Origin of the sequence: Phaeobacter sp. CAU 1743 (genome assembly GCF_039839315.1) — a bacterium.
Lineage (GTDB): Bacteria > Pseudomonadota > Alphaproteobacteria > Rhodobacterales > Rhodobacteraceae > Phycobacter > Phycobacter gallaeciensis_A.
Genome location: NZ_JBDOQR010000088.1, coordinates 1 through 14,587, shown reverse-complemented (window position 1 = coordinate 14,587; position 14,587 = coordinate 1). Strand labels below are relative to the sequence as shown.

9 protein-coding genes are annotated in these 14,587 nt (G+C 63.7%); 4 read left to right on the top strand and 5 right to left on the bottom strand.

What is annotated here, in order from left to right; genetic code table 11:
- Window positions 1–672: 672 nt before the first annotated feature.
- From AAFO90_RS22030 to AAFO90_RS22015, 4 genes are all read left to right on the top strand, one after another.
- Window positions 673–1,074 carry a hypothetical protein gene (locus AAFO90_RS22030; protein ID WP_347510798.1) on the top strand — a complete coding sequence of 134 codons (402 nt, stop codon included), beginning with the start codon at window positions 673–675 and terminating at the stop codon, window positions 1,072–1,074.
- Between the two features lies 1 nt (window position 1,075).
- Complete coding sequence (locus AAFO90_RS22025; protein ID WP_347510797.1) at window positions 1,076–7,480, top strand: DEAD/DEAH box helicase; 6,405 nt, start codon at window positions 1,076–1,078, stop codon at window positions 7,478–7,480.
- Window positions 7,477–9,666, top strand: a complete 2,190-nt coding sequence (locus tag AAFO90_RS22020; protein WP_347510796.1) for a UvrD-helicase domain-containing protein — start codon at window positions 7,477–7,479, stop codon at window positions 9,664–9,666. The genes AAFO90_RS22025 and AAFO90_RS22020 overlap by 4 nt, the downstream gene beginning before the upstream one ends.
- Before the next feature lie 64 nt (window positions 9,667–9,730).
- Window positions 9,731–10,231, top strand: coding sequence for a transposase (locus tag AAFO90_RS22015; RefSeq protein WP_347510799.1), 501 nt, complete (start codon window positions 9,731–9,733; stop codon window positions 10,229–10,231).
- 66 nt (window positions 10,232–10,297) lie between these two features.
- On the opposite strand, the gene AAFO90_RS22010 is transcribed toward AAFO90_RS22015, so the two are convergent.
- From AAFO90_RS22010 to AAFO90_RS21990, 5 genes are all read right to left on the bottom strand, one after another.
- Entirely contained in the window at window positions 10,298–10,516 is a 219-nt protein-coding gene (locus tag AAFO90_RS22010) for a hypothetical protein (RefSeq protein WP_347510795.1), read from the bottom strand.
- A 116-nt stretch (window positions 10,517–10,632) separates the two neighbouring features.
- Window positions 10,633–10,827 (bottom strand): type II toxin-antitoxin system CcdA family antitoxin, encoded by a 195-nt coding sequence (locus AAFO90_RS22005; protein WP_347510794.1) that lies wholly within the window; start codon window positions 10,825–10,827, stop codon window positions 10,633–10,635.
- Between the two features lie 72 nt (window positions 10,828–10,899).
- The gene (locus tag AAFO90_RS22000; protein ID WP_347510793.1) at window positions 10,900–11,292 is read right to left on the bottom strand and encodes a hypothetical protein; all 393 of its coding nucleotides are present in this window, start codon (window positions 11,290–11,292) and stop codon (window positions 10,900–10,902) included.
- 161 nt (window positions 11,293–11,453) lie between these two features.
- Window positions 11,454–12,965, bottom strand: a complete 1,512-nt coding sequence (locus tag AAFO90_RS21995; protein WP_347510792.1) for an AAA family ATPase — start codon at window positions 12,963–12,965, stop codon at window positions 11,454–11,456.
- 843 nt (window positions 12,966–13,808) lie between these two features.
- The gene (locus tag AAFO90_RS21990; RefSeq protein WP_347510791.1) at window positions 13,809–14,435 is read right to left on the bottom strand and encodes a hypothetical protein; all 627 of its coding nucleotides are present in this window, start codon (window positions 14,433–14,435) and stop codon (window positions 13,809–13,811) included.
- Window positions 14,436–14,587: the final 152 nt, after the last annotated feature.

Below are 14,587 nucleotides of genomic sequence, written 5' to 3'. Positions count from 1 at the left end.
TGTTTCTTCTTCATTGACTGGCGTAGCGCAGGAAAGGCGGGCTGTTTGGGCATCGGCGGGCATCCTTCAAGGTCCCGCTCAGTCTACCGCAACCCGCTCAGAGCACGAGGTTTTTCAGACTTTCCCTGTGATTATTTTCCTCGCACCAACTTTGGTCCATCCATCGCAACCGAAGAGTATCGCAATCGACTCGTTCGTTGTTCATGGAATCCGACTCAACGGCATGTAGATTTCTATCGGTTGGCATTTAGGAAGATGCTGAACCCAAACAATGAGAGGACTCTCATTGGCTCCGTGATCCCGCCTGGAGTGGGACACATCAGTTCCGTCGAAAGTGTTGCATTCAAAGATACGGAGGTGCTCCTAGCATTCTCATGTCTGTCTGTTTCTGTATTGGGTGACTTCATCGTTAAGGCTGCGGGGAAACAGAATTTGTACGATAGTGATGTCGCAAGCCTGCCGAGTATCTCGCCCGTTGGCACGGAGGTGCACCGAGTTCTACGACTTTCGTGCCTCACGACTGCATATGCCGACCTCTGGAACGGCCACGCCCCAACCCTCGACGTCCTCCCTTGGTCCTCCCCTGACACCCGCCTTAATCTCGAGGGCCCTGTCGAGGGCCCAGCCACCTGGGACCGGACCGCAGGCCTCCGCACCGAGTTCGCCCGCCGCATGGCGCTGGTCGAGATCGACGTGCTGGTCGCGCAGGCGCTCGGCCTGACCCTCGATCAGTTGATCGAGATCTACCGGATCTACTTCCCCGTCCTTCAGGAAAACGAGGCGGGCACCTGGTACGACCAGAACGGCCGGATCGTCTGGACCTGCTCCAAGGGCCTACCGGGCGTCGGCTGGCTGGACGAGCGCGGCAAAAGCCCCGGCCGCGCCGCGTGGGAGCGGATCCTCGCTGACAACCCGGCGGACCTGACCTGCACCGCCATCGACGACACGATGCCCGGCGGCCCCCGCACCGTCACCCGACACTTCGTCGGCCCCTTCACCCAGTGCGACCGGATCGAGGACTACCGCCGCGCCTGGGCCCATTTCGAGCGGCTGAAATCCGAAGAGGCCGCGTGAGATGAACCCGATCCTCCTCGCCCGTCATGTGCAGGACAGCCTGCGCGAACTGGTCCACACGACGCTGAACAGCACCAGCCCCGCCTTTGAGGGGATGGTAGACCGGTTCATCGCCGAGCCCGCGAACTTCCTGAAGGGGCCGTGGATTTCGGTCGACATGCCGTTCCGGCAGATCGACGGGGCGAAGGAAGGGACATGGGCGCAGCCCTTTCCGGAGGTGCCGCTGAAATTCGCCCCCTACCAGCACCAGACGGACGCCTTCGCCAGGCTGAGCGGGGCGACGATGCGCTCGACGCTTGTCGCGACCGGGACCGGGTCGGGGAAGACGGAATCCTACCTCTGGCCGATCCTGGACCACTGTCGGCGGAACAAGGGGAAGCCCGGGATCAAGGCGATCCTGATCTACCCGATGAATGCGCTGGCGACCGACCAGGCGCGCCGGATCGCGGCGGCGATCACCGATATCCCATCTTTGAGCGGGGTCAGGGCCGGGATCTATGCGGATAAGGAGCCGAGTAACCCGGCCCATGAGGTGACCGAGGACAGCGTGATCACGCATCGCGAGACGATGCGGAAAAACCCGCCCGACATCCTGCTGACCAACTACAAGATGCTCGACTACCTGCTGCTGCGCGGTCGGGACAAGTCGCTCTGGGCGCAGAACGACCCGGAGACGCTCCGGTTCCTGGTCGTCGATGAGATGCACACCTTCGACGGTGCGCAGGGCGCTGACCTCGCCCTTCTGCTGCGCCGCCTGAAACACCGTCTGAATACCCCGAAAGGTCATCTGATCTGCGTGGGGTCTTCGGCCACGCTCGGCGCTGGTGAAGACGCGAAGGTCGATCTGCGGCGCTATGCCGAGACGATTTTCGGGGAACCCTTCGATGAAGGGGCGGTGGTGACGGAGACCCGGAAGACGCCGAACGAGGTGTTCGGGGATCCGGAATATCTCGAGCGGCCGGACCCGGCGGAAATCCACGCGGCTCTGCGCGAGGCCGAAGAAATGGACCAGGCCGCCGCCGCGCTTCGCCTGGCGACAACCCTGTTCCCGGACCGAGCCGATCCGGACCTCGCCTTCCTCGACGAGGGCGATGCCGCTGATCCAGCCTGGCGGATCGCGCTTGGTGAACGGCTGAAAGAACACCATCTGTGTCAGCGGGTCCTCAAGATCATCGCCGAACATAAAGGTCCGGCCTCGCTTGAGGCGATCGCCGCCGGGCTAGGGCAGGTCCGGTTCCTGCGGGACTGGTCCGAGGCCGATCACCGCGCGCTTGCGGAACTGGTCGTTGCGCTGGTCGCCTGGGCCCGGTCCGGTTCGGCCGAGAGTCCACGGCCCCTATTCAACGTCCGGCTTCAGCTCTGGATCCGCGAAATGGCGCGGATGGTGACGAACCTGCCCCGGACCGAGGCGGGTGGCGTCAGGTCCCAGATGGACCTGTTCCATGCGCTGGATCTCGACAGACACGCCCTGCGACGTTCGCTCCCGATCGTGAACTGTAACCGCTGCGGGGCTACTGCCCATGTCGGGCGGCTGAACCCGAACTCGACCGCCTGCTGGGCCCCGCTCGAGCAGCTTTACGAAGAGTTTTTCGATGACAACGCCGGCGGAAAGATCCGGCTTTTCTATCACGAGACCCTCGACCGGATGATCCCCGCGGCCGGCGGCGGTGTGCGGATCGTGAAGGGGCTTCTGGACGCCGAAAGCATCGAGTTCACCCCTTCGGACCACGACAATCTCGAAACCGGCCCCGCCGCACCGGTCTGGATGTATGACCCAACGGATGCAACGAGCGGGCGGATCGACCGATCCTGCCCGGCCTGTGGTCAGGCGCGCGGTCTCCTGCTCTTCGGGATGCGGGCGGCCCGGTTGACGACCGGGATCACGGGAACCCTCTATACCTCGGCCCAGAACGAGGAAGAGCCGGAGGCGAAGCCGCGGTTTCTGATGTTCTCGGATTCCGTGCAGGATGCGGCGCATCGGGCGGCGGTGGCCGAGACCCGGAACGCCCTCTCAGTCTACCAGAAATCCCTCTTCACCGCCCTTGAGGAAGCCGAAACCGTTGGGATGAGCCTCGCGGAGGTGATCGAAACCGTTCCTGCCGCAGAGCTCGAAAAACATGGGCCGGATGCCTTCACCGCTCTCTATATTCCGAAAGAGCAGACGTGGCGGAGCCGATATCAGGACCTGATCCGGACCGGGACCTCGATCACCGACACGGGCTTCCTTCGTCATATGACGCTGCGCCTCGGGTGGGAATATTTCGTTGACCTGAGCTATCGGTCTCATTTCAGTCATACGCTTGAAGCGAACGGCATGGCCGCAGCGGATGTCTCCGCCGATCTTTTGAACGTTTCTGCGGAGCGGCTTGCCCGAGAGCTCAAGAACGACCTTCCCGGAGCCCCCGACATCGACCCGGCGGTTCTTACCCGGTTCCTTTCGGGTGTGGTGCAGCGTATGCGCAGCCAAGGGTCTGTCGCGCATCCCTATATCGCCAGCGCGATTGCCACGGCCTCGGGCGCTCGCGGCCTGAACTGGTTCGCAGCGGCGACCCAAATGAGGGTCGGCAGGACCCGCACGCTTCCGATACCGGACAGTCGGCGCGGCCTTGCGCCCATCCCGGTAACACTGGCTTACCCACCGATCGGATTCGAGCGCATCACGAAATCGCAGGGGGTGAGCTGGTATCGGGACTGGCTCTTCCGGACCCTCGGCGCGGCGGATCTCCGCTATGGAACGGAGCCGGATACGATTTACCCGATGGTTCTGCAGCGTCTCGAGGCGGACAGCATCCTGCGCCGGGTTGACGGCCCGGACGGTCAGAACCGGCACGCTTGGCTGATCGACCCGGACAAGATCACGGTCACGACCCGGACAATCGGGCTCACCTGTGATCGCTGTGGTCGGCAGGAGACGGCGCTTGAGGAGAACGAGGCTTTTGCGGCGGGATCCTCCTGCACCAAGATCGGCTGTTCCGGGTATCTTGTGGTGGCGGGAATGCCGTCGCGCCCGGCGCTGCGCCGATCTCTTCAATCCGACCGGAACCACCGGGTGGTCGCGCGCGAGCATACCGGCATCCTCGAAACCGATGAGCGGCTGCGGGTCGAGACCGGGTTCATCACGGGCGAGACACGGTGGGCCCCGAACCTTATTTCCGCGACCCCGACCCTTGAGATGGGGATCGACATCGGAGACCTCTCGACCCTGCTTCTGGGCTCGGTGCCCCCGGAGGAGGCGAATTACGTCCAGCGGATGGGCCGGAGCGGGCGGCGCGATGGGAATGCCCTGAACATGGTCCTCGCCAATTCGCGGGCCCATGACCTTCAGTTCTGGGAGGATCCGACCCCGATGCTGGCGGGGCAGGTGCGCCCACCAGGGGTTTTCCTCGCGGCCGAAGAGGTCCTTCTGCGTCAGGTGACGGCCTTCACCCTCGATACCTATGTCGCGGCGTCCGCCGAGGCGGGGGATTACGGGAAGGTGCGCGATGTCTTGAAACGCCGCTCCTCCGGGGCGACGCAGGGCTTCCCCATTGAGTGGCTGGATCTGGTCCGGGCCAAGGGGGATGAGTTGGCGACGGCCTTCCTGGCAGGGCTTCCGCCAGATGTTCAGGCGCGCACCGACCTGGTGAACCGGGTTCGCGGCTTCCTGACCGGGACCGATCAAACCTCGATCGGGTGGCGGATCGGCGCGGCATTCGACGGCGCCGCCGCCGAGAAGGCTCGACTGATCGAGAAGCGCGAGGAGGCCACGAAGGAGCTGACCCGGCTGCGGAAACGTCGCGCCGAGTTGACCGATGACGAGTTTGAGAAGCGGGAGGGCGAGATCGCGCGTGACCGGACCGAGATCAACCGGTTGATCCGCAGCGGGATTGATGACGTGGCGGTCATCAAATTCCTCACCGACAAAGGGATCCTGCCGAACTACGCCTTCCCAGAAGAGGGCGTGAAACTCACGTCGATCTTGTCGCGCCGCAACGATCCTTCCAAGACCGCTTCGAGGGACGAGGACGGGCTTCTTTATGTGGAGTATTCCCGACCGGCCAGCTCGGCCCTGTCAGAGTTCGCACCGGGCCAGTTCTTCTATGCGAACGGGCGACAGGTCGAAATCGAGCGGATCGAGATCGGGAAGGAAGATCTGAGCCGCTGGACCTTCTGTCCCTCCTGTTCCCATGTCGCGCACCGGATCGAGGGCGCGGAAACCAACATCTGCCCGCGCTGCGGGGATGAGATGTGGTCTGACTCCGGGTCCAACCACGATGTCGTCCAGCTCAAATCCGTGATCTCTGTCGACAGCGAGGAGAAGGCTGCGATCCGGGATGGGGATCAGCGGGACCAGCGTCAGTTCGACCGAGTTCTCATGCCCTTTCACGGGCCGGAAGAGATCGCCTCTTCCTGGTTCACGAGCCGGGACAATGGTGCGCCCTTCGGGTTCGAGTTCCTGCCCCATTGTACCTTCCGGGACTTCAACTTCGGCCCGAAATCCGCCCTTCCTGGCCCGAAAATCGCAGGCGAGAAGAGACCCGCGCAGCCGTTCCTGATTTGCCGTCATTGCGGCACGCTGCAGAGGCCGGCGAGGGACCAGGACGATCGCGGGACCCATCCGCCAAGTTGTAAGGTCATCCGCGAACCGGATCTCGCCCGCGAGAGGTGGGAGACCGGCGTCTTCCTGATGCGGAAGTTTGATACCGAAGCGATACGGATCGTGATCCCTGTCGTCGGTGAGGCGGATGACGATGATCTGAAAAGCTTCGTCGCCGCGATCAACCTCGGCATGCGCCGACACTTCGCGGGGAAGGTCGACCACCTTCGCTCCACGATCTTCGCAGCCCAGCTCGACGGTATGACCACCGTCCGCAGCCTCTACCTCTATGATGCGGTCCCGGGCGGGTCCGGGTATCTGCGGCAGGTCGGAGAGCACCCGGACACGATGAAGGCGGTGATCAGTCGCGCGGCGGAGGCGCTTCGGGACTGTCCTTGTAACCAGGAACCGGATCGGAACGGCTGCTTCCGATGCGTGAAGCCGTACCGCTCCCAGTTCGGACCTGGCGAGCCGGATCGGGATCGAGCCCGTCAAATGATGGAAGCGATCCTGCAGAAGTGGGACAGCCTCAGCCGGACCGAGACGGGGATCGACGCGTCGATCCGGGACGCCATGGTCGAAAGTGCGCTTGAGAAGCGCCTCCTGAACGCCCTTGCGAACCGGTATGGTGACGATGCACTGACCCCGCAGGTTCTCTCGGGCGGGCGTCGCGGTTTTGTGCTGCGCGCGGGTCCGAAAGACCGGCCTCGGCTCTGGACGATCGAACCCCAGGTGCAGATCGATGCCCGTTTCAAGGGTCTCCCCCGCAAACGGATCGACTTCCTTCTTACACCCACCGGTCAGACCGGAGCGGTGCCCGTCGTTCTTGAGATGGACGGCCTTGAGTATCACGCCGAGACGGTGGCCCAGGACCTGCTCGACCGGGTCCTGATGATCCGGTCTGGTCAGGTTAGGGTCTGGACCCTCGCCTGGGCAGACCTCGACGCAGAGAACCGGTCCTATCTTAATCCGCTCTCGGAACCGGCCCTGAGCGGGGAGAAGGTCGGACGGCTCGCCCGGGTGTGCGCCTTCCCGGGCTTCGCAGATCAGATCGATGGTGTCCGTGCCCTTCAGGGGGAAAGCTCCCTTGAGGGGTTCTTGCGCCTTTTGGATGGTGCCCGGGACGATGGGCTTCCGGGCCGTTCGATTCTGACCCGGGGCTTCGTTGCGACCGGGCGTCCGCTCGATCAGCTGCCACGCCAGGCCTCCCTGACGGAAGAGGGGCGGCAGTTCCTGCTGACACCGGGCCTGACGGAGCATGTCGGGGCGGGAGTGCTCGACCTCTATCTGGCCTGCAAGCAGATTTCTCCGACGGAATGGGCGGGAACAGACGCCGATATTCGGCTTCTGCTGCGCGCGGAACTCCCTGATCCGGGCCACGAGCCTGCGGCGAAAGCCCTCTACGCCGAGGCTTGGCGTGGTCTCTGGCGGCTCGTCAATCTCTTTCAGGGCCTGCGTGGTTTCCACGTTGAACTGGCGGGTCTCGACACGCTCTCGCCACCCGATATGTCGGTCGGGACCGGGCCGACGGATGCGGACACCGAAGCCTGGCTCGAGGCCCGGGCCCTTTGTGATGACCTGTTCCACCCCCTGATCGACGCCCTGATCGCAGCCCAAGTGCCAGGCCCGGACCGGTTCGGGGATGACCTCCTCGTCGAGGGGCGGGTCGTGGGGATGATGGAGTTTGGCTGGGAGGGGGCCGGCGTCGCGATCGCGGAAACGCCATGCGAGGGGGGGAGCTGGCGGCTCATCCCGTTTGATCCGGAGAGCGATCCAATCGGCGAGACGGTCACCAGAGTTATACAGGCACTACAGGAGATGAACACATGATGGACGCGATCAACAAGCGGGTCTCCTATGACATCGGCTGCATGAAAAGCCTGCGGAAGCTCCCCGACAAGGTGGCGCTGCGCTTCATGGATATGATGACCCGCTATATGTCGGACCCGTCCGCGAACGGGCTCAACCTTGAAACGGTGGAAGGCGCGAAAGACAGCTCGATCAAATCCCTCCGGGTTGATCAGGGGTACCGGGCCATCGCGTTCGAGGTCGGCCGCGACATCATGTTCGTGCATGTGAACGAGCACGACAAGGCTTACCGCTGGGCCGGAAACCGGCGGGTCAAACTGGACCCGGACACGAACCGGATCCGCGTCGTTAAGGAACTCGACGTAACCGTCGTCGAGGCTGAGCCTCAGGGCGCTGACGAGCCGCGACCGTTCTCGGCAGTGGCCGATAAACGGCTGAAGGCCCTCGGTGTTCCGGACGAAGAAATCCCGGCCGTCCGCGCCCTTACTTCGATTGAGGGGCTCGAAACGGCGGAAGAAGGTTTCGACCCGCTGACCTATCAGATCCTCTATGCGCTCGCCGCGGGCTATTCCGACGAGGAAGTCTATGCGCTGACGGGCGTTCCGGAAGAGACAGAAGCCGCCCCGGAAACCCCACCGGCCGACCTGACCTTCGATCAGATGATTGAGACCGAAGAGAGCCGCCAGACCATCTTCATCCCCGAAGATGAAAAAGAATTGCGGCGCGTCTTCGAGGAAGGGCTCGAAGGGTGGCGCGTGTTCCTGCACCCCGATCAACGCAAGCTCGCCTACCGGGACTATAACGGCCCGGCCATGGTGCGCGGGGGCGCCGGGACCGGGAAAACGGTCGTCGCCATGCACCGGGCGAAGCACCTGGCAGACCAGATCGAACAGGATCTGACTCGGGCTGGTCAAAGGGTTCTGTTGACCACGTTCACGACCAGTCTCGCACAGGATATCGAAGCGAACCTCCGGACCCTCTGCCCGGAGCATCTGGCTGCCCGGCCGCCCCGGATCGAAGTGATCAACCTCGATCGCTGGGTCTCCCAGTTCCTGAAGCGGAAAAGCTTCGCGCGTGAGGTCGCGTTCTTCGGGGAAGCGCGGGACCGGCTGGACCAGATCTGGCGTGAAGTGTTCGACGACCACGATCTTCCCGAGGGCCTCTCGGAACCGTTCATCCGCGCGGAATGGGCACAGATCGTTCAGGCGAAAGGTCTGATGGATCAAAGGGCCTACCTCAAGGTATCCCGGGCCGGACGCGGTACGCCGCTTGACCGCCGAAAACGGGTCTCTCTATGGGATATCTTCGCTGACTATCGAGCCCGAGTGGTGAGTGAAGGGCTCGCCGAGCCGGATGATGCCTATCGTGAAGCGATCGAAATCCTGTCCTCCGAGGCACCGAACCTCCCCTATGCGGCCGTGATCGTGGATGAGGCGCAGGACATGGGCGAGCAGGCCTTCCGTCTGATCCGGGCGATCGTCCCGGAAGGCCCGACTGGGGATCGCAATTCGCTCTTCATCGTGGGCGATGCGCACCAGCGGATCTATGGGCGCCGCGCCAGTATGGCGGGCTGCGGGATCAACGTGCGCGGCCGCTCGAAGCGGCTCAGGCTCAACTACCGGACGACGCAGGAAATCAGGTCGTGGGCTGTTTCGGTTCTGGAAGGCGTCAGCGTCGATGATCTCGATGAGGGAAGCGATACCCTCAAGGGCTATGTCAGCCTCCTGCATGGTGTATCGCCTGAACTGGTCGGCTGCACTTCGGAAGTCGAAGAACTGAAAGGGGTTTCAACCTGGGTTCGCAGTCTCCCATCGGAAAACGTGCGACTTTCGGACATCGGAATCCTCTGTGCGCGCCGCGCAGATGTTGAGCGCGTTAGCGCGGCGCTGCGGGCGGACGGTATCGAGACAGTGGTTCTCCAGGCTGGCGCTGATGACCGGTCCGTCCCCGGGGTCCGGATCACGACAATGCACCGCGCCAAGGGGCTGGAGTTTTTCGCCGTGGCGATCCCCTTCCTGGCCGAGTCCGCCTTCCCACCGCCCGGGGCCCTGAAATCGGCCGTTGATGCGGCTGATCGCGAAGATATCGTCACCCAGTATCGATCTCTTCTGCACGTCGCCGCCACCCGGGCCAAGAAGGCGCTCCGCGTGTCCTGGTCCGGCACGCCGACCAGGTTGATCAGTGACCATGCCCCCGATCTGGGTTGAGGTCCGGTGAACCGTGAAGCGGCGGAAACAATACGTTGTTGACGTCGAGGCGCGCGTTGAATGGATGGAGATGTGCCGAACCCTCCCCATTGGCGGCGTCGAGCAAGCCTTCCTGGATACGGCGTCCTGCCAAAGACGCCTGGCGGAGGTTCGCTGGCCGTCAGGTGTGACATGCCCATCGTGTGGCGACCGGAACATCGGGATGGTTGAAACACGCTCACTGTACCAGTGCCGGTCATGCCGGGCGCAGTTTTCGGTGACGGCGGGAACGATCATGCACCGGTCAAGGCTCGATCTCAGGCTGTGGTTCATCGCCGCCAGCGATGTCATCACCGCCTGCGCGAAGGGGCTGGAAGAGGACAATCTGACCGGGCATGGGCTCGCCCACCGGTACGAGATTTCCTATGTCGCGGCCCATCGCCTGAAAACAGCGCTGGTGAAGGACTTGCGTCAACCTGGGAACCTGTTGCGGGCCTGCATCTGCACCGAAGAGCTCCCTGTGAACCGTGATCCCCGTCAAACACCAGACGAGTGGTACGAAACCCTCTTGTATGTGGGGACATGACCGCGGCCCAAGCCCATGTTGGCGCAAACATATGGGATTGATGAGCGACAAGCCAAATTGGACGCCTCATTCGGTCGTGGGGTCCGTGTCGTCCTTGTCCGCGTCCCGCTTGATCTTTTTCATGTATTTCGCCGGCAGGCCGATCGCGCCCTTTCGGAAGCCCCGGAACGCCAGATTCTCCTGCTGGAGCTGGGACGGGGTAACCTCGCCCCGACGCAGCCGCTCCTCGTCCCTTTCGCGGGAGCGGGCTTTCGCTGCGGCTCGGATTTTGAACAGGTCTCCCATGATGGTCTCCTGATTGAATTGTAATGGAAAATCCCGGTCACGTCGCGTGAATGGTCGAACCGGGTCTTGTCGTCTGGTAGCGCGGGCGGCCGCAGCGTGAGCGGGCGCGTCTTCGGCTAACTCGCCGTGGTGCCGGACCCGGTCCCGTCGCCGTCTTCGCGGTCCCCGCCCCGGTCGGCCTGACGCCGGCGGCGTTCTGCCTCGACTTCCTGGATCAAGGCGTCGTCCACGATCCGGGAAACATCGAGCCCGAGGCGGCGGGCTTCGCTGACCATTCCAGTGTTCAGCCTCGGGCGTATCTTGATCTTCATGGGTTCCTGCTCGGACATCGTTCCGACACGCCAGCCGGACCGCAGGGGGCGCACCCCCGCGGCCCGGGATCATCACTCCACCCCCGCCGACGTCCGGCCTTCGGGACGGACCGGCTCCTGAACAATATCGGACAGGAGATCGGCGATCTGGGCCGCATCCAGTTCACGCCGCTCGGACAGGACCCCGGCGACCCGCTCGACGGTGGTCCGGTGCCGGTCCATCGCGGCCCGCGCCTCGGCCTGCACCGCCTGAAGCGACGCTTCGATCCTCTGGCGCATCGGCTCCGGGAGCAAGGAATAAGGGGTTTCGGGCGGCACCCAGGTCAGCGTCGGGCCGAAGCCGAGCCCGCATTCCGCCTCAATCGCGAGCCGCGTGGCTTGCGCCAGGTCACTGGAAACCCCGGTTCCACCGCCGGAGGAGATGTCGCCCAGCAGCACCTCCTCGGCGGCGCGGCCGGCAAGCACGGCGCACTGGTATCCCCAGATACTCTTGCGCGTGTGGCTCGGAAGACCCGGTCGTATCACCTCGCCCCCGGTCGGGGCCACGCGCGCCGACGTGGCAGCCGGGAGCCCGAACACATGTCCGGCCACGAGATGGCCGGCCTCATGAACGCAGACGCGCCACATCAGATCTGCGGCCAGCGGCAGTTGGACGGCATCGGCGGCCGCCTGAACGTGGTCCGCTGCGAAGGGCTTCCCCTCTGCACGCGCCCGGGTCCGGGCGTCCCGCACGAGTGCAATGAGTTCCGCCCCATCAACTGATCAGCCAGGCGGTCCAGATGATCCGCTGTCACCGTGGCCGCGAGAGCGGACGAAAGGAAGGTCCGCACGCCGCTTCTGTCTGGAGGCGTGACCCGAATATGCCGGTCGTACCGGCCGGCGCGTATGACCGCCGTGTCGATCCGCTCAACATCATTCGTAGCGGCGACCAGGATGACCCCTTCGGTAGCTGACACGCGATCCAACAGGGTCAGCAATCCATTCACCACGCCTACCATGTAGCCGGAGGTTGACTGGCCCCGCTTATGAAAAGAGTCGATTTCGTCGATGAACCAGACGCTCGGGAGGCCAGCTACCGCGCGATCCGCGGAGGCGTTCAGCTCGCGTAAAAAATCACCCTGATGTCCACACCGCTGACAATCCGAGTAGCTTGTCTTGACGAATGTGATCCCGGAACTTCCCGCAAGGGCTTCTGCAAGCATCGATTTTCCGGTGCCTGGCGGTCCGATCAGCAGGAACGACCGCGTCACCTCACTCCATTTCAGCCGGCCGGCGCGCCACTCATGAAGATCGCGCGCGACCTGGCGGAGCGCGGCGACAGCCTCCGGTTGGCCGTGGACATCGTCCAGCGTCGGACCGGTGGAAACCGCCGGGCGCTTGACCGCGATCCGGCGCAGGCGGTCCGCTGCTTGATCGGCGGTTTCCGCCGCGAAGACGGGCGCAAGGTGGATCGCCGGCACCAGCGCCAGATCCGCATCGTCCATGGGAATCAGAATCTGCTGGGTCGGGTGCAGCACCTCCAGCAATACCTGGACCATCCGCTTGTTGATGGGCGGCAGGGTCAATCGCAGGGTTTCAAGCGCGAGCAGGTCCGCCGGGAGGCGTTCCGGCCGGGACGTCCCGACGATCACCGGCTTACCCCGCTCGACCAGGCCTTCAACTCGATGGGCGAGTTCTTTTATGGACCGTTCGACCGTGGAGCCGTCTTCGATGGCGACGACAGGCGATTGCGCGCCCTTCGGGCGGACGATGGGCAGATCCGGCAGGATCTGGGCGAAGCGCCGGCGGTCCTCCGGACCGGAAATGATGACCGTCGACAGAAGGCCGGGCTCGGGCCGCAACGGCTGATCGCAGGACGCCGCGGCCCCATAGATCCGAAGGATCATCACGGCCATCAGCATTTCCGAGGGATCAGGCCGAAACGCCGAAACCGCATCATCGGCTGCTTCCAGCGCATCATGATCGAGGTCGTCGTCAGCGTCGCCCTCAAGTTCCGGTTCCAGCTGCAGGTCTGCCGTAGGCGGGTTTCCCTTGGCGATGTAGGCGAGGGCCTCGTGAAGCCCCGGAAGGGGCGGCAGCCCCTCGATCACGTCAGGTCCGCTAGGTGGATCGTGTGGGATAGGCTGCGGTTTCGTCATGTCGGGCTCCTCGAGGTTAAGGGGTATCGTTCGCGCAAATGCGCGTTCTGGTTCGGTTGGGCTGTGTTCAGTTGATCGGGCGTCAGGGTCCGGACCGGATGGTCGGGACCGAGACGGTCAGACGACGGATCAGCGTCCGTCAGAGGTGGTGTGCGATCTCATTTTGTTCTCCTGTCGTGAGCCGAGGGATACACGAAGAGACCGCCGCCCGCCAGCCCTGACTGTACCGGATATCGGCGTAGCAAATTGATAAATATAGTTTTTTTCGCAAGGTGCGGGCGCGTTTTTCGCAAGCCGAAGCGGCGAGGGTTTTTTCAACGGGATCAACTCGATCCGGGTGGTTTGGGACGGTCTTGGCACGTTTTTTCGCAAACGTAGCGTTGCGAAAAATGCGCCGATCCGGTGAACCCGCCCAGCGCTGCCAGTCGGGTCTACAGTCCATTACAGAGGAGGAGATTCCGAATCGACAGCTGGCTGCCGACGACGAAGCTGGCCCGGTTACGATCCGGTCCGCCGATCTCTCACATCCGCATCTTCACCCGTGACGGTCAGTTCCTCCAGGACGCCGTTCAGGTCAAGCTCCTGCGAAACAGTCCCGCGCGCGGTTCAGACGCCGGGTTCTGATCGTCCGGTTCGGTAAGAGACTGTCCACCGTTCGATTTGGGGGAAGCTGGGTCTGACATGGGCGCGCCTCCTTCATCACCCTGATGGACCGGGTAGGATGCCTCCTCCCGAAAGACCCACAACCCTGATCCGAAATCTGCACCACGACACCGGGCCTGAAGCTGTGGGACGGTTGCAGAGGCCCAATAGGCTCAGCGAACCGGACTTCGCGCGTGCTGTCTATCCTCGAGTGTGAAGTGAAACCTTCAGGATGGACCACCGGTCACAGAAACGATGGACATCGTCCTCCATGCGCTGATCCGGGTTCACGATGAAGAAGGTCCGACAATTGTAGGCTCGCGCCCGCACCGCGAGGCACGGGGCGCCGAGGACCGACATCCAATGATCGACCTCAGCGTCGTGACCGCCGGCACGGCGGGTGTTGTGGTGGTATATCACGGCGGCCCGGCCCTCGCTGAGCCGTAGCGCCTCAGAGATCGGTAGCGACTTCCCGAAGGTCGCCCGCCCTTTACGGCGATCATCGTCGTCCGTCAGTCCGTTATCCGGGTCCGCGAAGACGAGGTCGCAACCTTCCAGGTCGCCCATCACCCGATCGAACCAGGATGCGCGCCATGACCGGCGCTTCTGGACCGGTACTTTCGCGACGTCCAGCGCCTCATCCGAGGACCGCGCGTCACTGAGGACCGGAAGCAGGGACCGGATCGAGCGCGCCGTCCGGACCACGCCGCTCAGATGTTCGAAGAGTTCCGGGTCGAGGCGCGCGAGCTTCTGGTCGCGGTCCTGAAGATAGCCGATGTGACGACCGTCGCCGTTGTGGCTCTCATCCGGGTACCGGTACCAGGCCACGCCGAGCGTGCGACCGGGGCTGATGGCGCGGTCGTGTCGCGAATGCTGTGGAAATTCCCTGGCGGCGCGCTCCGGGCATGTGAAGGGTCGGTGTTTTAGGCTGCGAGGTCAAGGGGCATGGGTTCGAGGGGCTGAGAGAGGGTTTCCCAGCC

Bases quoted from the DNA above. Each gene is read 5' to 3' on its own strand.
- AAFO90_RS22030 (WP_347510798.1), top strand. From the start codon at position 673: ATGGCGCTGGTCGAGATCGACGTGCTGGTCGCGCAGGCGCTCGGCCTG.
- AAFO90_RS22015 (WP_347510799.1), top strand. From the start codon at position 9,731: ATGGAGATGTGCCGAACCCTCCCCATTGGCGGCGTCGAGCAAGCCTTC.
- AAFO90_RS22020 (WP_347510796.1), top strand. From the start codon at position 7,477: ATGATGGACGCGATCAACAAGCGGGTCTCCTATGACATCGGCTGCATG.
- AAFO90_RS22025 (WP_347510797.1), top strand. From the start codon at position 1,076: ATGAACCCGATCCTCCTCGCCCGTCATGTGCAGGACAGCCTGCGCGAA.
- AAFO90_RS22005 (WP_347510794.1), bottom strand. From the start codon at position 10,827: ATGAAGATCAAGATACGCCCGAGGCTGAACACTGGAATGGTCAGCGAA.
- AAFO90_RS22010 (WP_347510795.1), bottom strand. From the start codon at position 10,516: ATGGGAGACCTGTTCAAAATCCGAGCCGCAGCGAAAGCCCGCTCCCGC.
- AAFO90_RS21995 (WP_347510792.1), bottom strand. From the start codon at position 12,965: ATGACGAAACCGCAGCCTATCCCACACGATCCACCTAGCGGACCTGAC.